This window comes from Roseivivax sediminis (assembly GCF_900112685.1).
In the GTDB taxonomy this organism is placed as follows: Bacteria; Pseudomonadota; Alphaproteobacteria; order Rhodobacterales; family Rhodobacteraceae; genus Roseivivax; species Roseivivax sediminis.
The window spans coordinates 69661-86963 of record NZ_FOMS01000005.1 but is presented as its reverse complement, the minus strand read 5'-3'; the positions used below and the strand labels follow the sequence as shown (position 1 = coordinate 86963).

Annotated in this window: 18 protein-coding genes and 1 tRNA gene; 8 read left to right on the top strand and 11 right to left on the bottom strand. The window is 69.1% G+C overall.

All coding sequences use genetic code 11. The annotated features are described in order from the left end of the window. Positions 1-57 precede the first annotated feature (57 nt). The 5 genes from argS (at position 58) to scpB (ending at position 5365) form a co-directional block, all read left to right on the top strand. Positions 58-1803, top strand: coding sequence for an arginine--tRNA ligase (gene argS, locus F3H57_RS09340; RefSeq protein ID WP_149755635.1), 1746 nt, complete (start codon positions 58-60; stop codon positions 1801-1803). An 85-nt stretch (positions 1804-1888) separates the two neighbouring features. Beyond that, the gene (locus F3H57_RS09335) at positions 1889-2887 is read left to right on the top strand and encodes an SPOR domain-containing protein (protein ID WP_149755634.1); all 999 of its coding nucleotides are present in this window, start codon (positions 1889-1891) and stop codon (positions 2885-2887) included. Then, positions 2884-3885 (top strand): glycoside hydrolase family 3 N-terminal domain-containing protein, encoded by a 1002-nt coding sequence (locus F3H57_RS09330; protein WP_149755633.1) that lies wholly within the window; start codon positions 2884-2886, stop codon positions 3883-3885. The genes F3H57_RS09335 and F3H57_RS09330 overlap by 4 nt, the downstream gene beginning before the upstream one ends. Before the next feature lie 2 nt (positions 3886-3887). Continuing rightward, positions 3888-4682, top strand: a complete 795-nt coding sequence (locus tag F3H57_RS09325) for a segregation and condensation protein A (RefSeq protein WP_149755632.1) — start codon at positions 3888-3890, stop codon at positions 4680-4682. A gap of 71 nt (positions 4683-4753) precedes the next feature. Next, a complete protein-coding gene (gene scpB, locus F3H57_RS09320) occupies positions 4754-5365 on the top strand; it encodes an SMC-Scp complex subunit ScpB (protein WP_149755833.1) in 612 nt (203 codons plus the stop codon). Between the two features lie 71 nt (positions 5366-5436). Here the strand turns inward: scpB and F3H57_RS09315 are convergent, their stop codons facing one another. The 9 genes from F3H57_RS09315 to F3H57_RS09275 form a co-directional block, all read right to left on the bottom strand. After that, the gene (locus F3H57_RS09315) at positions 5437-6030 is read right to left on the bottom strand and encodes a DUF1236 domain-containing protein (protein WP_149755631.1); all 594 of its coding nucleotides are present in this window, start codon (positions 6028-6030) and stop codon (positions 5437-5439) included. A 187-nt stretch (positions 6031-6217) separates the two neighbouring features. Beyond that, positions 6218-7291 carry a 2'-deoxycytidine 5'-triphosphate deaminase gene (locus F3H57_RS09310; RefSeq protein ID WP_149755630.1) on the bottom strand — a complete coding sequence of 358 codons (1074 nt, stop codon included), beginning with the start codon at positions 7289-7291 and terminating at the stop codon, positions 6218-6220. Positions 7292-7336: 45 nt separating this feature from the next. Beyond that, positions 7337-7413: transfer RNA gene (locus F3H57_RS09305), tRNA-Pro, on the bottom strand. Between the two features lie 96 nt (positions 7414-7509). Next, positions 7510-8856, bottom strand: coding sequence for a MerR family transcriptional regulator (locus tag F3H57_RS22515; protein ID WP_223163028.1), 1347 nt, complete (start codon positions 8854-8856; stop codon positions 7510-7512). Positions 8857-8866: 10 nt separating this feature from the next. After that, the gene (ihfA, locus tag F3H57_RS09295; RefSeq protein ID WP_149755629.1) at positions 8867-9169 is read right to left on the bottom strand and encodes an integration host factor subunit alpha; all 303 of its coding nucleotides are present in this window, start codon (positions 9167-9169) and stop codon (positions 8867-8869) included. Positions 9170-9415: 246 nt separating this feature from the next. Next, the gene (locus F3H57_RS09290) at positions 9416-10387 is read right to left on the bottom strand and encodes a beta-ketoacyl-ACP synthase III (RefSeq protein ID WP_149755628.1); all 972 of its coding nucleotides are present in this window, start codon (positions 10385-10387) and stop codon (positions 9416-9418) included. Further along, complete coding sequence (gene plsX, locus F3H57_RS09285; RefSeq protein WP_149755627.1) at positions 10384-11517, bottom strand: phosphate acyltransferase PlsX; 1134 nt, start codon at positions 11515-11517, stop codon at positions 10384-10386. The genes F3H57_RS09290 and plsX overlap by 4 nt, the downstream gene beginning before the upstream one ends. 25 nt (positions 11518-11542) lie before the next feature. Further along, the gene (gene rpmF, locus F3H57_RS09280) at positions 11543-11749 is read right to left on the bottom strand and encodes a 50S ribosomal protein L32 (protein ID WP_149755626.1); all 207 of its coding nucleotides are present in this window, start codon (positions 11747-11749) and stop codon (positions 11543-11545) included. 205 nt (positions 11750-11954) lie between these two features. Continuing rightward, on the bottom strand, positions 11955-12530 hold the full coding sequence (locus F3H57_RS09275; RefSeq protein ID WP_149755625.1) for a YceD family protein: 576 nt from the start codon (positions 12528-12530) through the stop codon (positions 11955-11957). Positions 12531-12646: 116 nt separating this feature from the next. Here F3H57_RS09275 and F3H57_RS09270 point away from each other — a divergent pair, with 116 nt between their 5' ends. From F3H57_RS09270 to F3H57_RS09260, 3 genes are all read left to right on the top strand, one after another. Next, on the top strand, positions 12647-13090 hold the full coding sequence (locus F3H57_RS09270) for an outer membrane protein assembly factor BamE (protein ID WP_149755624.1): 444 nt from the start codon (positions 12647-12649) through the stop codon (positions 13088-13090). Positions 13091-13192: 102 nt separating this feature from the next. Next, positions 13193-13927 (top strand): GNAT family N-acetyltransferase, encoded by a 735-nt coding sequence (locus tag F3H57_RS09265; protein WP_149755623.1) that lies wholly within the window; start codon positions 13193-13195, stop codon positions 13925-13927. Positions 13928-14012: 85 nt separating this feature from the next. Further along, on the top strand, positions 14013-15830 hold the full coding sequence (locus F3H57_RS09260) for an ABC-F family ATP-binding cassette domain-containing protein (protein WP_149755622.1): 1818 nt from the start codon (positions 14013-14015) through the stop codon (positions 15828-15830). Between the two features lie 133 nt (positions 15831-15963). Here the strand turns inward: F3H57_RS09260 and F3H57_RS09255 are convergent, their stop codons facing one another. Together F3H57_RS09255 and F3H57_RS09250 are read right to left on the bottom strand one after the other, a co-directional pair. Then, the gene (locus F3H57_RS09255; RefSeq protein WP_149755621.1) at positions 15964-16845 is read right to left on the bottom strand and encodes a cytochrome c; all 882 of its coding nucleotides are present in this window, start codon (positions 16843-16845) and stop codon (positions 15964-15966) included. After that, positions 16845-17297: a c-type cytochrome gene (locus tag F3H57_RS09250; RefSeq protein WP_149755620.1), complete on the bottom strand. Its 453-nt coding sequence runs from the start codon at positions 17295-17297 to the stop codon at positions 16845-16847. Before F3H57_RS09250 ends, F3H57_RS09255 begins: the two co-directional genes overlap by 1 nt. Positions 17298-17303 lie beyond the last annotated feature (6 nt).

Here is a 17303-nt window from a genome sequence, read left to right as displayed (position 1 = left end):
TTGACGCCCTGACCGCCCGTGGATAGACGAGCGGTCAATGATCCGGGACACAACACCATGAACCTCTTCACCGATATCGGCGTGCTGGTGACGGACGCGATCGGCGCGCTCGTCGCCGAGGGCACGCTGCCCGAGGGCCTGAACCTCGCCCCCGTGACCGTGGAGCCGCCGCGCGATCCGGCTCATGGCGATATGGCGACGAACGCCGCGATGGTGCTGGCCAAGCCGGCGGGGCAGAAGCCGCGCGACATCGCAGAGGCGCTGGTGCCGAAGCTCTCGGCCGACCCCCGCGTCGCCACCGCCGAGGTCGCGGGGCCCGGCTTCATCAACCTGCGGCTCGCCGGCAAGGTCTGGCAGGAAATCGCGCGCGACGTGCTGACCGAGGGCGCCGATTACGGCCGGTCGCTGATGGGCGAGGGCAAGTCGGTGAACGTCGAATACGTCTCGGCCAACCCGACGGGGCCGCTTCACGTGGGCCACACCCGCGGCGCGGTGTTCGGCGATGCGCTGGCCTCGTTGCTCGATTACGCGGGCTATGACGTCACGCGGGAATACTACATCAACGACGGTGGCGCGCAGGTCGATACGCTCGCGCGGTCGGTCTACCTGCGCTACCTTGAGGCGCACGGGCGCGAGGTGGAGTTCGCGGACGGCACCTATCCCGGCGAATACCTGATCGACGTCGGCGCGGCGCTGAAGGCCAAGGTCGGCGACGCCTACGTGGATGCGCCCGAGGAAAAATGGCTCGATGAGGTCCGCGAATTCGCCACCGAGGCGATGATGGACCTGATCCGGGCGGACCTGAAGCTTCTCGGCGTGGAGATGGATCGGTTCTTCTCGGAGAAGTCGCTCTACGGCACCGGCCGGATCGAAGAGGCCATCGGTGCATTGCGCGCCAAGGACCTGATCTATCGCGGTACGCTGGAGCCGCCGAAGGGCAAGACCCCCGAGGATTGGGAGCCGCGCGAGCAGACGCTGTTCCGCTCCACCGCGCATGGCGACGACGTCGACCGGCCGATCATGAAGTCGGACGGGGCGTGGACCTATTTCGCCCCCGACATCGCCTATCACTGGGACAAGGTGGGCCGGGACTACGATCTGCTGATCGATGTGTTCGGCGCCGATCACGGCGGTTACGTCAAGCGGATGAAAGCGGCCGTCTCGGCTCTGTCGGACGGGACCGTGCCGCTCGACATCAAGCTGTGCCAGCTCGTCAAGCTGTGGAAGAACGGCGAGCCGTTCAAGATGTCCAAGCGGGCAGGGACCTTCATCACTCTGCGCGACGTGGTCGAGCAGGTCGGCCCGGACGTCACCCGCTTCGTGATGCTGACGCGCAAGAACGATGCGCCGCTCGACTTCGATTTCGACAAGGTGCTGGAGCAATCCAAGGACAACCCGGTCTTCTACGTGCAATACGCCCATGCGCGGATCTGTTCGGTCCTGCGCAAGGCGCGCGAGGCCGGGATCGACGTGGACGACCCGGTACTGGCCGGGGCGGACCTCTCGGCCATGACCCACGAGGCGGAGCTCGCGGTGGCGAAAAAGCTGGCCGAATGGCCGCGCCAGGTGGAGATCGCCGCGAAGACGTCGGAGCCGCACCGGGTGGCCTTCTACCTCTACGATCTCGCCTCGGATCTGCACGCATTGTGGAACCGCGGCAACGATGTGCCCGAGCTGCGTTTCCTGCAGGAGGACGACCCGGACACCAGCCGCGCGAAAATCGCGCTGGCGCGGGCGGTGTCGGTTGTCATTTCGGCGGGTTTGGGTATCCTCGGCGTCACACCGGTGGAAGAGATGCGCTGAACCAACAAAGCGCGCGGCCGGTGGCGAGGCAGAGCAGGACACCGGCGGCGGCGCCAAACCGCCAGAGGCCGGCCGAGAGGCAGTGATGGCGGATATCTACACCACCGGCCTGGAAGAGGCCGCAGCTCCGGGTGAACGGGGGTTGATCGCGCGGGCCACCAGTTACGCAGGCGCGGCAATGTCGTTGGGCCTGGTCGTCGGGATCGGCATCTGGGGCACGCAGATCATCCTGCGCGACGTCAGCGACATTCCCGTGGTGAAGGCGGCCGAGGGGCCGATGCGGATCGCCCCCGACCGGCCTGGCGGCGAGCCGGCCGATCACCAGGGGCTTTCGGTCAACGCCGTGGCAGGCACCGGCACCGCCGCGAAACCCGCCGACACGCTGCGCCTTGCACCCGGCGCCGATCCCCTGACCGACGAGGACGTGGCCTTTGCCGAGATCGCGCCCCGAAGCGCCGAGGCGGCGGCGACGCCCGCCGCGCAGGCGCCGCTTCCCTCGCTCGCGGAACTGACCGAAAGCGCGGAGAGTCCAGAGGCCGCGTTGCAGGCGTTGGCTGACCAGCTGGCCGCCGGCGCCGCGCCGCTCAGCGATCTCGAGCCCGAAGCGGACAGGACCGCCAGGGCGGTGGATGCCGCCGTGGCCGAGGCGATGGGAGAGACACCGGACATGACCGTCAAGGCCGCGTCGATCATTCCGGCGAGCGTGCCGGGCGTTGCCGTGTCCCTGCGCCCGACGGTGCGCCCGGCGAGCCTGTCGACCAGCCGCCCGGTCGCCACTCCGGCCGTTCAGGAAAAGCCCGAGACGCCCGAGATCGCCGCCGCGGAAATCGCCGACGGCACACGGCTGGTGCAACTCGGCGCCTATGACAGCGCCGAGACCGCGCGCAGCGAATGGGATCGGCTCGAGGCGCGCTTCGAGGAATACATGGACGGGCACGCCCGCGTGATTCAGCGTGCCTCCTCGGGCGGCAAGACTTTCTACCGCCTTCGCGCGCACGGCTTCGAATCGCTGTCGGATGCGCGCCGCTTCTGCGCCGCCTTCGTTGCCGGCAACGCCGACTGCATCCCGGTGGTCGCGCGATGAGTTACGGCGCCGCGATCCTCGGCTGTGCCGGGACGCGGCTCTCGGGGGCGGAGAAGCGGTTCTTCCGCGACGCCGACCCGTTCGGCTACATCCTGTTCGCGCGCAACCTCGAGGACGCAGGCCAGATCCGCGCCCTGACGGCGGAGCTGCGCGAGGCGGTGGGCCGCGCGGCGCCGATCTTCATCGACCAGGAGGGCGGCCGCGTGCAGCGCCTGCGCCCGCCGCTGGCTCGCGACTGGCCGCCGCCCTTCGACCATGTGCGCCAGCACCGCCTGCACGCGGGACGGGCGATGTACCTGCGCTACCGCATCATCGCGGCCGAGCTGCGCGCGCTCGGCATCGACGGCAATTGCGCGCCGATGCTCGACGTCGCGCGGCCGGATACGCACCCGTTCCTGCGCAACCGCTGCTACGGCGAGACGCGCGATCTGGTGATCGAGATCGGCCGCGCGGTGGCGCAAGGGCATCTCGACGGCGGCGTCCTTCCGGTGATGAAACACATGCCGGGCCACGGCCTCGCGCAGCGCGACAGTCACCATGCCCTGCCGAGGATCACCCAAAGCGATGCGGAGCTCGACGCCACCGATTTCGCCGCTTTCAGGCCCTTCGCTGACCTGCCGCTCGGCATGACCGCGCACCTGGTGTTCGAGGCGCTGGACCCCGAGCCGGCGACCGTGTCGCCCCGGATGATCGCGCTGATCCGCGAACGGCTGGGCTTCGACGGCTTCCTGATGACCGACGACATCTCCATGGAGGCGCTTTCGGGCAGCGTGCCGGAGAGGGGGCGCGCATCGATCGAAGCGGGCTGCGACGCGGTGCTGCACTGCAACGGCGACATGACCGAGATGCTGGCGCTGATGCGCTATGTCGGCACCATGGGCGACGCGGCGGAGGCGCGGGCCGAGGCCGCGCTCGCCGCCCGCCGCGCGGCGCCGGACGTTGACATCGCGGACCTCGCGGACCAGCTTGAGGCGCTTCCCACCGAACGCCCGGCCTGACCATGACCGACGACCAGGACAGCCAGATCGCGCATATGAGCGTCGCCGAACGGCTCGACGCCGAGGCGCTGATCGTGGATGTCGACGGCTTCGAGGGGCCGCTCGACCTGCTGCTCACCCTGTCGCGGACGCAGAAGGTGGACCTGCGGCGCATCTCCGTGCTGGAACTCGCCCGGCAATACCTCTCCTTCGTAGAGAAGGCCAAGGAGCTGCGGATCGAGCTCGCGGCCGACTACCTCGTCATGGCCGCCTGGCTCGCCTTCCTGAAATCGCGCCTTCTGCTGCCCCCCGATCCGGCCGAAGAAGGCCCGACGGGCGAGGACATGGCCGCGCACCTGGCCTTCCAGCTCGAACGGTTGCAGGCGATGCGCGAGCGGGCCGCCGAGCTCATGGCGCGCGACCGCCTGGGGCGCGACGTCTTCGCCCGCGGCCAGCCCGAACGGGTGGAGCGGGCGCGCCGCATCGACTACACCGCGACGCTTCTCGATCTCATGCAGGCCTATGCGCGGATCCGCACGCGGGACGAGTTTCGCCCCTTCGTGATGGACCGCGACCGCGTCTACACGATGGAGCAGGCGCTGGAGCGGATGCGCGGGCTGATCGGCTTCGCCGGCACCTGGACCGACATCGCCTCCTACCTGCCCGAAGGCTGGCACGACGATCCGGTCAAGCGCCGCTCGGCGACCGCCGCGACCTTCGCCGCCTCGCTGGAACTGGTGAAGGAGGGCAAGCTGTCAATCCGCCAGTCCGACACCTTCGCGCCGATCGAGGTGCGCCGGACGGAGCGGCCGTCGTGACCGGTCCGGCCGAGGATTCTCCGGACGGCTCGGAGGACGTCCCGCGCGAGACGCTTTTCGACGCGCCGGTGATGGCCGAGCAGGAGCGCATGGTCGAGGCCATGCTCTTCGCCTCGGCCGAACCGCTCACCGTGCGCGCCCTCAACGACCGGATGCCGCATGGCTGCGATGCGGCCGAGGCGCTTGTGCTCCTCAGGCGGCGCTACGATGGCCGGGGTGTGCGCGTAGTGCGCGTGGGCGACGCCTGGGCGATCCGCACCGCACCCGATCTCGGTTTCCTCATGCGCGAGGAGACGGTGGAGACCCGCAAGCTGTCGCGCGCGGCGATCGAGACGCTGGCCATCATCGCCTATCACCAGCCCGTAACCCGCGCCGAGATCGAGGAGATCCGCGGCGTATCGGTCTCGCGCGGGACGGTCGATCAGCTTCTCGACATGGAGTGGATCCGCTTCGGCCGCCGCAAGATGACGCCGGGCCGCCCGGTCACGTTCGTGGTGACCGAGGCGTTCCTCGACCATTTCGGGCTGGAGAACGCACGCGACCTTCCGGGCCTGAAGGAGCTGCGCGCCGCAGGCCTGCTCGAGAGCCGCCCGCCGGTTGGCGATGCGCCGCAGGCAGGCGAGGGCGATGTCGACGCCGAGGACCAGAGCGAAAGCGGGCAGAGCGAGCTTTTCGAGGATTGACCGGCGGCCGCGCGCCGCATCAGTCCCGAGCGCGCGGAAAGGTCCCGGCCGCGAGGGCCGGGACCATCCGATCAGCGCAACACCTGCACGATGCGGCCGGTTGCCGGATCGACGATGACAGGCTGCTGATTCACCACGACGTAGGAGACGTCCGCGTCGGGCACGCGATAGATCTCGACGCTTTCGGGGAGGGTCGCGCCGACCGCGACTTCACCGTCGAGCCAAACCGGATCCACCGGGTTTTCGCGGACGTAGGTCACCGTGGTCTCATCGACGGTGCCGACGCTCACGGCGGCCGGATCGCCGGCGGTGATCGTGCCCACGGTCTCCTCGGCGGGAACCGCGTCCGCCTCGTAGATCACCGTCTCCACGGTCGGAGCTTCGGTGATCGCCATCGGCTGCTCTTCCACGGGCGTTGTCAGGTAGGTGGAATAGGCCCAACCGCTCATACCGTCATGGATGACTTCGCACCATGCGCCGTCCTCGAGACAGCCGGCCACGTCGACGCTCTCGCCGCTCGGGATGATGCCTTGCGTGGCGTATTGCGGGCCGGGTCCTGCGCGGAAGTTGAGATCGGTGGTCGCCGTCGCGGCGGTCTGCGCGGCGAGCGGGGTGGCCAGGACGCCGAGCGTGGCTGCGGCCAGGATGTAGCTCTTGGTGGTCATGGGTACGTATCCCTTTTCGAGATTTGGGTCGGAGCCCGTGCGGGCCCAGCCGCCCAGCGGGCTGCCTGGCACAACAAGGCTACGTGGCGCCGCGCCGTTCCGCGCCGCCGGACCCGTGTTTCAGGAATTGGGCCGTCTTCCGCCCGGCCGGCACGTGCCATGGGCGCCGCGCCGCCGGTTCCCTCGCTCAGGCGCGGAAATGCTTGGAGAGCTTGAGCCCCTGGCCCTGGTAATTCGAGGCGATGCCGTCGCCGTAAAGCGTGCGCGGCACCGTGTCCATACGCTCGTAGACCAGCCGTCCGACGACCTGCCCGTGCTCCAGCACGAAGGGCGCCTCGTGGCAGCGCACTTCCAGCACACCGCGCGATCCGCTCCCGCCGGCGCCGCCATGCCCGAAGCCGGGATCGAAGAACCCTGCGTAATGCACCCGGAATTCGCCGACCATGGCGAGGTAGGGCGCCATTTCGGCGGCGTAGCCCGGCGGTATATGCACCGCCTCGCGGCTGACCAGGATGTAGAACGCGTCGGGATCGAGGATGATCCGCCGCTCGCTCGTGCGGATCTCTTCCCAGAACTCGGCCGGGTCGTAATGCCCGATCCGGTCGAGGTCGATCACCCCGGTATGCGGCTTGGCACGGTAGCCAACGAGCCCGCCGGCATCTGCACTGAGATCGACCGAAAAGCCCAGGCCCTCGCCGATCACCGCCGGTCCGCTCACAAGCGTTTCGGCCGCGTGGAGATCGGCCAGTTCGGTATCGTCCAGTACCGAGCGACCGCGCCGGAAGCGGATCTGGTTGAGACGCATGCCCGGTCGCACCAGCACGGAAAAGGAGCGCGGGCAGATCTCGGCGTAAAGCGCCCCGTCGTAGCCGGCGACGATGCGGTCGAACTCCGTCCCGCCATCGGTGATCGTGCGGGTCAGAAGGTCGAGCCGTCCGGTGGAGGACTTGGCGTTGGCCACCGCCGCCACGTCGGCCGGAAGGCGCGCGCGCTCCATCAGCGGGACGACGTAGACACAGCCCTTCTCCAGCACCGCGCCCTCTGTCAGGTCGACCCGGTGCATCTCGAATTCCGCGATCCGCTCGGCGACGCTGCGCCCTTCGCCCGACAGGAACGAGGCGCGCACCCGGTGCGCGACGCGCCCGAGCCGCAGGTCGAGACTCGCCGGCTGGATCTGACCGGGCGCGAGCGGAGTCTCGGCCGACAGGGCGCCGGTCTCGAAGAGCGATTCAATCTGCTGGAGCGCCAGGACGCCGGTCATCGCGGTCGCTCCTCACTCTGCCGTTCGGTTCGGTGCGGGGAAATTTGGTCGGGCTAGCAGGACTCGAACCTGCGACCTTCCGTCCCCCAGACGGACGCGCTACCAGGCTGCGCCATAGCCCGACTTGGTGTCGGGTGTCATACAAGGTTTGCGCGCCGTCGCAACCCCTTCGCGGCGGAAAATCGGCACGCCGTTCACGCTGCTCCCGGTTCATCGTCCTAGCGGTCGCGGAACGCGCTGAGCCGCTCTACAAGCGGTGCGATCCGGGCCGCCTGCGCGGCCGTCAGGCGGTTGATCCGCGCCACGTGGAAGAGAGGCCCGGGCGGCGGCGGCAGATCCTCGGGCTGGGGCCTGTCGGGCGCGGCCGCGATCGCCGGGGAGGCCGCTTCTTCCCGGGCGTCCACGGGGTCGTGCGGGGTCTCCGCGGTGTCTCCCGGGATCGCGGCGGGCCTGCCGGTGCCGGATTCGGCGGCGTGCCCGGCCTCGGTCTCGAAAGGTTCCGCCGGACCGGTCAGGTCGGCCGCGGCGATCCCTGTGTCGACCTCGGTGTGCTCCGCGGGCGGCGCCGGCGGGGGTGTGTCGTCCGCGCTCCCCGCCTCGTCACCGGCTCCGGGGCGCTCGGACAGGGGCGTGCTCAGGAAGGACGGCACGTGGCCCGCGGCGACGGGAAAGAGGTCGCCCTGTGACGTGTCGAGCGCCTCTGCACCGGGCTCGCCCACGGCCGGCGCTTCGGGCGCAACGGCAAAGCCCGTGGCCGCTTCGTCGCTCTCAGCGGATGGCAGGCCGTCGGAGGCGCGCGCGCCATCGTCGCCGGAATCGGCGGCCTCGGGGGATGTATCGGTGCCGGTCCCGACATCGAGACCGGTCACCGGGAGCGGGGGCCTGTCCGCGCCGGTTTCCTCTCCGCTGGTCTCATCGGTGTCGATATCCGGCGCCGGCGCATCGGCGTGATCGCGCGCCGTCGCCGCGACATCCAGCTCGGGGCGCGGATCGGCCGGTGGCTCGGGCAGGGCGCCCGGATCAAGTGCCGGCTCGGCCGCTCCGGACGCGTCCGATGCGCCATCGCCCGCGGCCTCCCCGGCCTCGCGCATCGGTTCCGGCGCGGTCCGGACCGATTTGTCGGCAAGCGCCCCGGCCTCCTCGACCGCGGTGCCCTCGCCGGCCGCGGCCGGCGTGGTTTCCTCCGTGGCCGAACGTTCCGCCTCGCCACGCTCCGTGGGCGTGTCGACCTCACGGGCACGCGCCTCTTCCGGATCAGGTCTGGCCGTCACCGCCTCGATGTCGGGCCCGTCCACGGCAGGAGAAAGCGCCGCGACAGCCTTCACGCCCTTGTCCGACAGCATTTTCTGCACACCCTTGATGGTCATGCCGTCGTCGTGCAGCAGCTTCTTGATGCCGCCGAGCAGTTCCATGTCGGCGGGCCGATAATAGCGCCGCCCTCCGGCACGTTTGACCGGCTTCACCTGGGTGAACTTGCTTTCCCAGAAACGCAGGACATGCGCCGGAGTATCGAGCCATTCCGCGACTTCGCTGATGGTGCGGAACGCGTCGGGGGACTTCGCCATGCCGTCGGCCTCAGGCCTTGTTGCCGGCCGCCACGCGCTCTTTCATCAGATGCGAGGGCCGGAAGGTCAGGACCCGGCGGGGCTGTATGGGGACTTCCTCGCCGGTTTTCGGGTTGCGGCCCACCCGGGCAGCCTTGTCGCGTACCGAGAAGGTGCCGAAGGAGGAGATCTTCACCTGCTCGCCCTCGACCAGCGCATCCGACATGTGCGTCAGCACCGACTCCACGAGTTCGGCGCTTTCGTTGCGTGACAGTCCGACCTCGCGAAACACCGCCTCGCTCAGATCCATGCGCGTGAGTGTCTTTTCGCCCATCCGTCCCTCCCGGTTTTGCCGAAGAGTGAACGCGGCGCATTTCCGAGTCAATATCAACGGGTTGCGAAACGACCTTGGAGTGCACGTCGGCATGCGCGCAAATCGGGCACGATCTACCTGCGATCCTGGCCGGACAAAGGGCGTCCGACCCAGCGCACGCAGCGACCTGAATTCATCTGCCCGGAAATATCCCGGGGAGCGCGAGGGGCTGGCCCCTCGTTCCCGCAAGCTGCCAAAGGCGCTCCGTTACCAGCGCAGCACCACCGCGCCCCAGGCGAGCCCGCCGCCTATCGCTTCGGTGACGATGAGATCGCCGCGCTGGACCTGGCCGCGGGCGGCGCCCACCGACAGCGCCAGCGGGATCGACGCGGCCGAGGTGTTGCCGTGGTCCTGCACGGTGACCACAACCCGCTCCATGCTCAGTCCCAGCTTCTTCGCGGTGCCCTGAATGATGCGGATATTGGCCTGGTGCGGCACGACCCAGTCGATCTCGTCCGCGCGCACCCCCGCTTTTTCCATCGCTGCCTCGGCGGTCGAGGCGAGCTTTTCCACCGCGTGGCGGAAGACCTCGCGCCCCTGCATGCGCAAATGGCCGGTCGATTGCGTGGACACGCCACCGTCGACATAGAGGATGTCGCGGTGCCGCCCGTCGGAATGCAGGTCGGTGGCGAGAATGCCGCGGTCGGCGGGTGTGCCGTCCCCCTCGGCGGCTTCCAGCACCAGCGCGCCGGCGCCGTCGCCGAACAGCACGCAGGTCGACCGGTCGCTCCAGTCCATGATGCGGCTGAAGGTTTCCGCCCCGATCACCAGTACGCGCCGCGCCTGGTCCGAGGCAATCAGGGCGGAGGCGTTCGACAGCGCGTAGACGAAGCCGGCGCAGACCGCCTGCACGTCGAATGCGAAGCCGTTGGTCATGCCGAGCTCGGCCTGCACCATGGTCGCGGCCGAGGGGAAGGTGAGGTCCGGCGTGGAGGTGGCGACGATGATCGCGTCGATTTCGGAGACGTCCCGTCCGGCATCGGTGAGGGCGGCGCGCGCGGCGCGGGCGGCCATGTCAGACGTGGTCTGTCCCTCGGCCGCGAAATGGCGCCGTTCGATTCCGGAGCGTGCGCGGATCCATTCGTCCGTGGTATCCAGGGTTTTTTCGAACTCGGTGTTCTCGACGACCCGGTCCGGAAGATAGTGGCCGCATCCGGCGACGACCGCGCGTAGCGTCATGGGTTGGTTCCGTCCTTCGCGGCGTGTGCAGATTCATACGCCGCGACGGCATCCTGTGTCTGCTCGGCGGCGGATGCAACCCGTGCCGCAATCCTGTCGGAAAAGCCAGACTGGGCCAGGCGGAAGGCCAGCTTCACCGCCGCCGACACGCCGGTCGAATCAGCGGATCCGTGCGATTTCACGACGGTGCCGTTCAGCCCCAGGAACACCCCGCCGTTCACTCGCCGCGGGTCGATCCGCTTCTTCAGGCGGCGCATCGACGTCAGCGCCAGGAGCGAGGCGATGCGCGAGAGCGGGGTATATGCAAATGCCTCTTTCAGCAGGTCGCCGATCAGGCTCGCCGTGCCTTCGCCGGTCTTGAGCGCGACATTGCCGGTGAAGCCGTCCGTGACGATCACGTCGCAGCGCTCACCTGGGATGTCGCCGCCCTCGACGAAACCGACGAAATCGAACGTGTCGCCTGCGGCCGCTTCGATGAGATCGTGGGCGCTGCGCAGCTCGGGCCGGCCCTTGTGCTCTTCGGTGCCGACGTTGAGAAGACCGACCCGCGGACGCGAGAGCGCGAGACCGTTGCGCGCGTAGGAGGCGCCCATCAGCGCGTATTGCAGAAGGTCTTCGGCCTCGGCGCGGATATCGGCGCCGACATCGAGCATGACGTTGAATTTCTGCGGATTGCGCGAGGGCCAGAGCACGGCGATGGCCGGGCGATTCACCCCCGGCAGTTTGCGCAGGCGGACCATCGACAGCGCCATGAGCGCGCCGGTATTGCCGCAACTCACCGCGACGGTCGCCTCCTTGTTGCGCACCGATTCGAGCGCCGACCACATGGAGGTGCCCTGGCCGCGACGCATCACCTGGCTCGGCTTGTCCTCCATCGTGACGATCTCGGTCGCGTTCACGAAGGTGCAGCGACCGTCAAGATGACGGGCGTAGAGCCGTTTCGCCGCCAGCCGCCGCAACTCCGCCTCGTCGCCATGCAGGATGAAGCGGATGTCGGGATTTTTCTGCGCCGAATTGGCGATGCCGGCGATCACGGCCGCCGGACCGCGGTCGCCCCCCATCGCATCGACAGAAATCACCACGGGGCCGGAGCCCGCAGCCGCCGCGTCGGGTCTTGGCCGAGAGGTCATGGCGCGGGCCTACCGGGCACTCTGATCAGGCGGCGTCGTCGTCCAGGTCGATCTCGTCGCCGGCGGCGATGACCTCACGCTCGGCGTAGTGGCCGCAGGAGGGGCAGACGTGATGCGGGCGCTTCAGCTCGCCGCAATTGCCGCACTCATTGGGGTTCGCGCCCCGGAGCCCGTCATGCGCACGGCGGTTGTTGCGGCGCGATTTCGATACTTTGTTCTGTTGGACGGCCATGTCTCAACCTCGGTGCTGTCTGAGGGCGGGGCGCCTGCGGCAACGGGCCGCGCACGATCCCCCCGTGAATGTCGGAAATCACCGCGCACATAGTGCCCAGAGAGGGGCGGTGACAACCCTGAATCTCTCGTGAGGGCGCGAACATACGCAGCAAATCGCAAATGACAAGACGATTTCCCGCCGAAATCGTGCCAGGGCCGGTCCGTCAGGCGTCTCCGCCGCCGCTGTCGCCGCCGGTGAGCCGGCCGCGCAGCGCTTCCAGCCCGGCAAAGGGCTTGAGATCGGCATCGCGGATCGGCGCGGCGCCGTCGGGTTCGGCGGTGCGGCCCTCGAACTCGGCCTCCGCGGCGCGCGGATATTCCGGCACCGCCAGCGCAAGCGCCTCGTGCATCACCGCCTCGGGTGCGATCTCCTCGCCCAGGGGCTCGAGCGTTTCGTCCTCGGGCATCTCGACCTCGGCGCCGGCCTCGGCGGGTTCAAGTTCGGAAGGCGGCACATAGGCGCGGGCGACCTCGGTCTCGATCCGCGTGGTGACGGGGGCGAGCGTGACCACGCATTCCTGCACCAGCGTGGCGCCGAGTCGGCCGGTGAGGTGGAAGCCGCGCTTTCCGACCGGCCGGATTTCGCCGTCGAACGTGAGCTTGCGCAGCCCAAGAAGGCCGAGTTCCGTCGCGAGCGCGTCGCGCGCGGAAGCGTCGGGGACGACAGAGAACGCGATTGGCCGTCTTTGCGGCAGGTCGGCCGTGCGGAACGGACCGCTGGAGGGGGTGTCGGAGACCATGGGCGGGTCGGGTTTCCTTTACTTGATTGATCCTGCGTCCTTGTATATCCGCAATAAAAGTCGGACGCAGCCGATGACAAGGGGACAGGATGCGGGGCAGGGGTGTGACAGCGAACATGCGCACAGTCGCGGTGATGGCGCTGGCGGTTGCCGCGTTTTCGGGCTGCACCGCGCAGTACCGCAATCACGGCTACATCCCGCCCGAGGAGGAGCTGGCCCGCATCGTGCCTGGAATCGACACGCGCGCGACGGTCGAAGATGTCGTCGGCGTGCCGACCTCCGAAAGCATGCTGGCCGACCGCGGCTATTACTGGGTATCGAGCCGCATGCGCTCATTCGCCTGGCAGCGCCCGGAAGTCGTGCAGCGCCAGGTCGTGGCGATCTCGTTCGATCCCGGCGGCGTCGTGCAGGGGGTGGAGCGCTACGGGCTGGAGGACGGACGCGTGGTGCCGATCACCCGGCGCGTGACCGACAACGCCGACAGCGATATCGGTTTCATCCGTCGTCTGTTCGGCAATATCGGCGGGCTGCAGCTGTCGGATCTGGCGAACCGGAACTGAGCCCGGCACGCCGCACGGCCAGCCGCCCTGCGCCTCTCGCGATGGCGTAGCACAGGCGCGGACGTGGAACGAGTGTCCGGACCGGCCAGACGGGGGCAAGCCATGCTGGACCTCATCAAGGGGCGCTACCGCGTCCGGATGGCCGGGACCGCAAGCGACGTGGCCGCGGCGCAGCGGCTGCGGCACCTCTGCTTTCGCGGAACGGCGGACGGTCTGGACAGGGACGGATTCGACCCGCTCTGCCTCCATGTTCTCGTCGAGGAGCGCTCCGGCGGACGGCTGGTCGGTTGCTTCCGGCTGCTGCCGATCAACGGCGGCGCGGAGATCCAGCGCTCCTATGCCGCACAGTTCTACGAGCTGTCGGGCCTGCAGGATTTCGATGGCCCGCTGCTGGAGCTCGGCCGATTCTGCATCCACCCGGAGGTGCACGACGCCGACGTGCTGCGCGTCGCCTGGGGCGCGATGACCGCCTATGTGGACCGCGAGGGGGTGGAGATGCTGTTCGGCTGCGCCTCCTTCGCGGGAACGGACTGGGGCGCCCATGTGGACGCCTTCGCGATGCTGAAGGCGTGCCATCTCGGGCCGTCACGCTGGCTGCCGCAGGTCAAGGCGCCGGACGTTTTCCGCTTCGGGCAGGGGCTGCGGCGCGCGCCCGATGCGAAAAAGGCGATGCTGGGCATGCCGCCGCTTCTGCGCAGCTATCTGATGATGGGCGGCTGGGTCAGCGATCATGCCGTGGTCGATCCGGACATGAACACGCTGCACGTCTTCACCGGGGTCGAGATCGGCCGTATCCCCCCGGCTCGCAAGCGTTTGCTTCGGGCCGTCGCCGGATAGTCCCTCGAGCCCGTGCGAGCTTCCTCACCCGGGCGCGCTTCGCACGATTGTTGACGCCGCCGCGGCCGCGGGGTAGCGCCCGCACATGGCCCAACCCCCGCTCCTGCAGCTTTCCGACATCTCCCTCACCTTCGGCGGCGCGCCGGTCTTCGACGCGCTGAGCCTCGTCGTCCAGCCCGGCGACCGCGTGGCGCTCGTGGGGCGCAACGGATCGGGCAAGTCGACGCTGATGAAAGTCATGGCCGGCCTCGTGGAGCCGGACCGCGGCGACCGCGTCGTGCCGCCCGGCGCCGGCGTCGGCTACATGGAGCAGGACCCGGACCTCTCCGGCTTCGAGACGCTCGGCGATTTCGCCGCCGCGACGCTCGATCCGTCGGAGGCCTACCGGATCGAGGCCGCGTCCGAGGGTCTGAAGTTCGATCCCGCCAAACCCGTCGCCGCCGCCTCGGGCGGCGAGCGTCGGCGCGCCGCGCTTGCCCGGCTGATGGCCGAGGATCCCGACCTGATGCTGCTCGACGAGCCGACCAACCACCTCGACATCGAGGCGATCGGCTGGCTCGAGCGCGAGCTCAAGGCAACCCGCAAGGCGTTCGTACTGATTTCGCACGACCGGCGCTTCCTGTCGGAGCTCACGCGCGCGACCCTCTGGATCGACCGCGGCGCGGTGCGCCGGCAGGAACAGGGGTTCGCCCATTTCGAGGCCTGGCGCGACAAGGTCTGGGACGAGGAGGACCAGCAGCGCCACAAGATGGACCGCAAGATCAAGGCCGAGGCGCGGTGGGCCGTCGAGGGCATCAGCGCCCGGCGCAAGCGCAACCAGGGCCGCGTGCGGGCACTGCGGGACCTGCGCGCCGAACGCGCGAACATGACCCGCCGGCAGGGCACCGCGGCGATGGATCTGGCCTCCGGCCCGACCTCGGGCAAGCGGGTGATCGAGGCCGAGGGCCTCTCGAAACGCTACGACCAAAAGACGATCTGCAGCGACTTCTCCCTGCGCGTGCTCCGCGGCGACCGCATCGCCTTCGTCGGCCCGAACGGCGTCGGCAAGACCACGCTGATCAAGATGCTCACCGGCGAGGTCGCGCCCGATTCCGGGACGGTCACGCTCGGCACCAACCTCGTGCCGGCGATCTTCGACCAGGCCCGCGCCCGGCTCGACGAGAATGCTACGCTCTGGGAGAATCTCACCGGCGATCCCGAGATGCGCGTCTCCGGCAAGGCCGATCAGGTGCTGGTGCGCGGAGAGCCCAAGCACGTCGTCGCCTATCTCAAGGATTTCCTCTTCGACGAACGCCAGGCTCGCGCGCCAGTGCGCTCGCTCTCGGGCGGGGAGAAGGCGCGGCTGCTGCTGGCGCGGATCATGGCGGCCGAATCGAACCTTCTGGTCCTCGACGAGCCGACCAACGATCTCGACGTGGAGACGCTGGATCTGTTGCAGGATCTGCTCGGCGAGTACGACGGCACGGTGCTCCTCATCAGCCACGACCGCGATTTCCTCGACCGCGTCGCCACCGCGACTGTGGCGATGGAAGGCGATGGCCGCGCCACTGTCTTTCCCGGCGGCTGGTCCGATTACCAAAGTCAGCGCCAGCCCGCCGCCGCCCCGGCAGAGCCGCGCAAGACTCAGAAACCCGGCGCCGCGTCCGCCGGCAAACGGAAAGGGGGCGCCACCTCCGGGCTCAGTTTCACCGAGCGTCACCGGCTTGAGGAACTGCCCTCGGTGATCGAACGGCTCGAGGCGGAGCTCGCCAAGCTAAACGCGCTCCTGACCGATCCCGATCTTTACGACCGCGAACCGGTCAAGTTCCGCAAGGCGACCGAGGCGCTGTCCGAACGCGAGGCAAAACTCGCCGCCGCCGAAGAGGAATGGCTCGCCCTCGAAGAAAAGGCCGGCGCCTCCTGACCCCCGCCCGCCGGGCGTCCAGCGTCGATCAGGGGCGCCTACGGGCCTTCATCTGCCCGAAAATATCCCGGGGGTGCGGGGGCTGGCCCCCGCTCCCGACCTTGCGGTCGCGCAGCCGGCGCACCCGCGCGCCTCACCCCTCCGGCAGCGCCTTGAGATAGGCCGCGACTGCCGCGCGATCCCCCGCCGGCAGCTGCGCGAAATTGTCCACCACAGCGACCATGTGTCCGCCGACGCTGTCATAGGCCGGAGTGAACCCCGATTCGAGGTAATAGGCGATGTCGTTCGCCGACCAGTCGAGCGCCCCCGGCCTGAGCGACGGGATGCGTCCGTCTCCGGCCGGGTTCGCGGCGCCGCCGAGCCAGTCGCCGGTGTCGAGCCCGCCCAGCGCCCCGCGCGGCGTGTGGCACTCGCCGCAATGCGCCAGCACCTCCACGAGGTAGCGACCGCGCTCCAGTTCCGCAGTATCGGCCGGCATCACCCAATCCTCCGAGAGGTAGAGCGTATTCCAGAGGCCGAGGCCCCGGCGGATGTTGAAGGGAAAGCCCACCTCGTGCGCGGCGCTCGGCGTCGGGTCCGCCGGCAGGGTTCGCATGTAGGCCCAGAGGTCGGCGATGTCCGCATCCGCCATCCGCGTATAGGCGGTGTAGGGAAAGGCCGGATAATAATGCGTCCCCTCGGGCGACACGCCCCGCGTCAGCGCACCGGCGAAGTCCGCCAGGGTCCAGTCGCCGATCCCCTCGGACGACGGCGAGATGTTGGGCGCAACGAAGGTGCCGAACTCCGACGGGAATCGCTGGCCGCCGGCGAGCACCAGCTCGGCCTCGCCCTCGGCCTCCGGCGCGTGGTGGCAGGAGGCGCAGCCGGCGGCGATGAACACCGTCTCGCCGGCGGCGGCATCGCCTTCGAGCCCCTCGAAACGGGCCGCGTCCACGGGCTGCGCGCGGGTCAGCCAGAGGCCAGCCGCGCCGATCAGGACGATCAGCGCGGCGAGCGGTATCAGCAGTTTGCGCATCACTCGGGCGACGCGCGATACTCGTCATGGCAGTTCTTGCAGGCATTGCCCACAGGGCCGAGCGCGGGCCCGAGCGCCTCGCGGCCGTTGCCCGCGACCTCCTGCATGCCGGCGGCGGCCTCGCCCAGATCTGCCCATTTCGCGCCGAGATCGTCGACGTTCTCCCAGATCGCCGGCAGCGCGCGTGTGCCGTCGAGGGCTTCGTTGTCCGAGCCTTCCGGGAAGAGCGGCAGCGGATTGATCGAGGTTATCGCGACGAGGTTGTCGGCGGCCATTTGCGCCTGCTCGGCGTCGTACTCGGTCTCGCCCTTGGCCATGTCGCCGATAATGCCGAGGTTGATCGCAAGGATCTGGAACATGCCCTGACGGCCCTTGAGGGGGCCGTCGAAATCCTGCGCGACGGCGGGGGTGGCGATGGCGAGGGCCGCGACGAAGGCGGTGCTGCGGATCATGGCTGT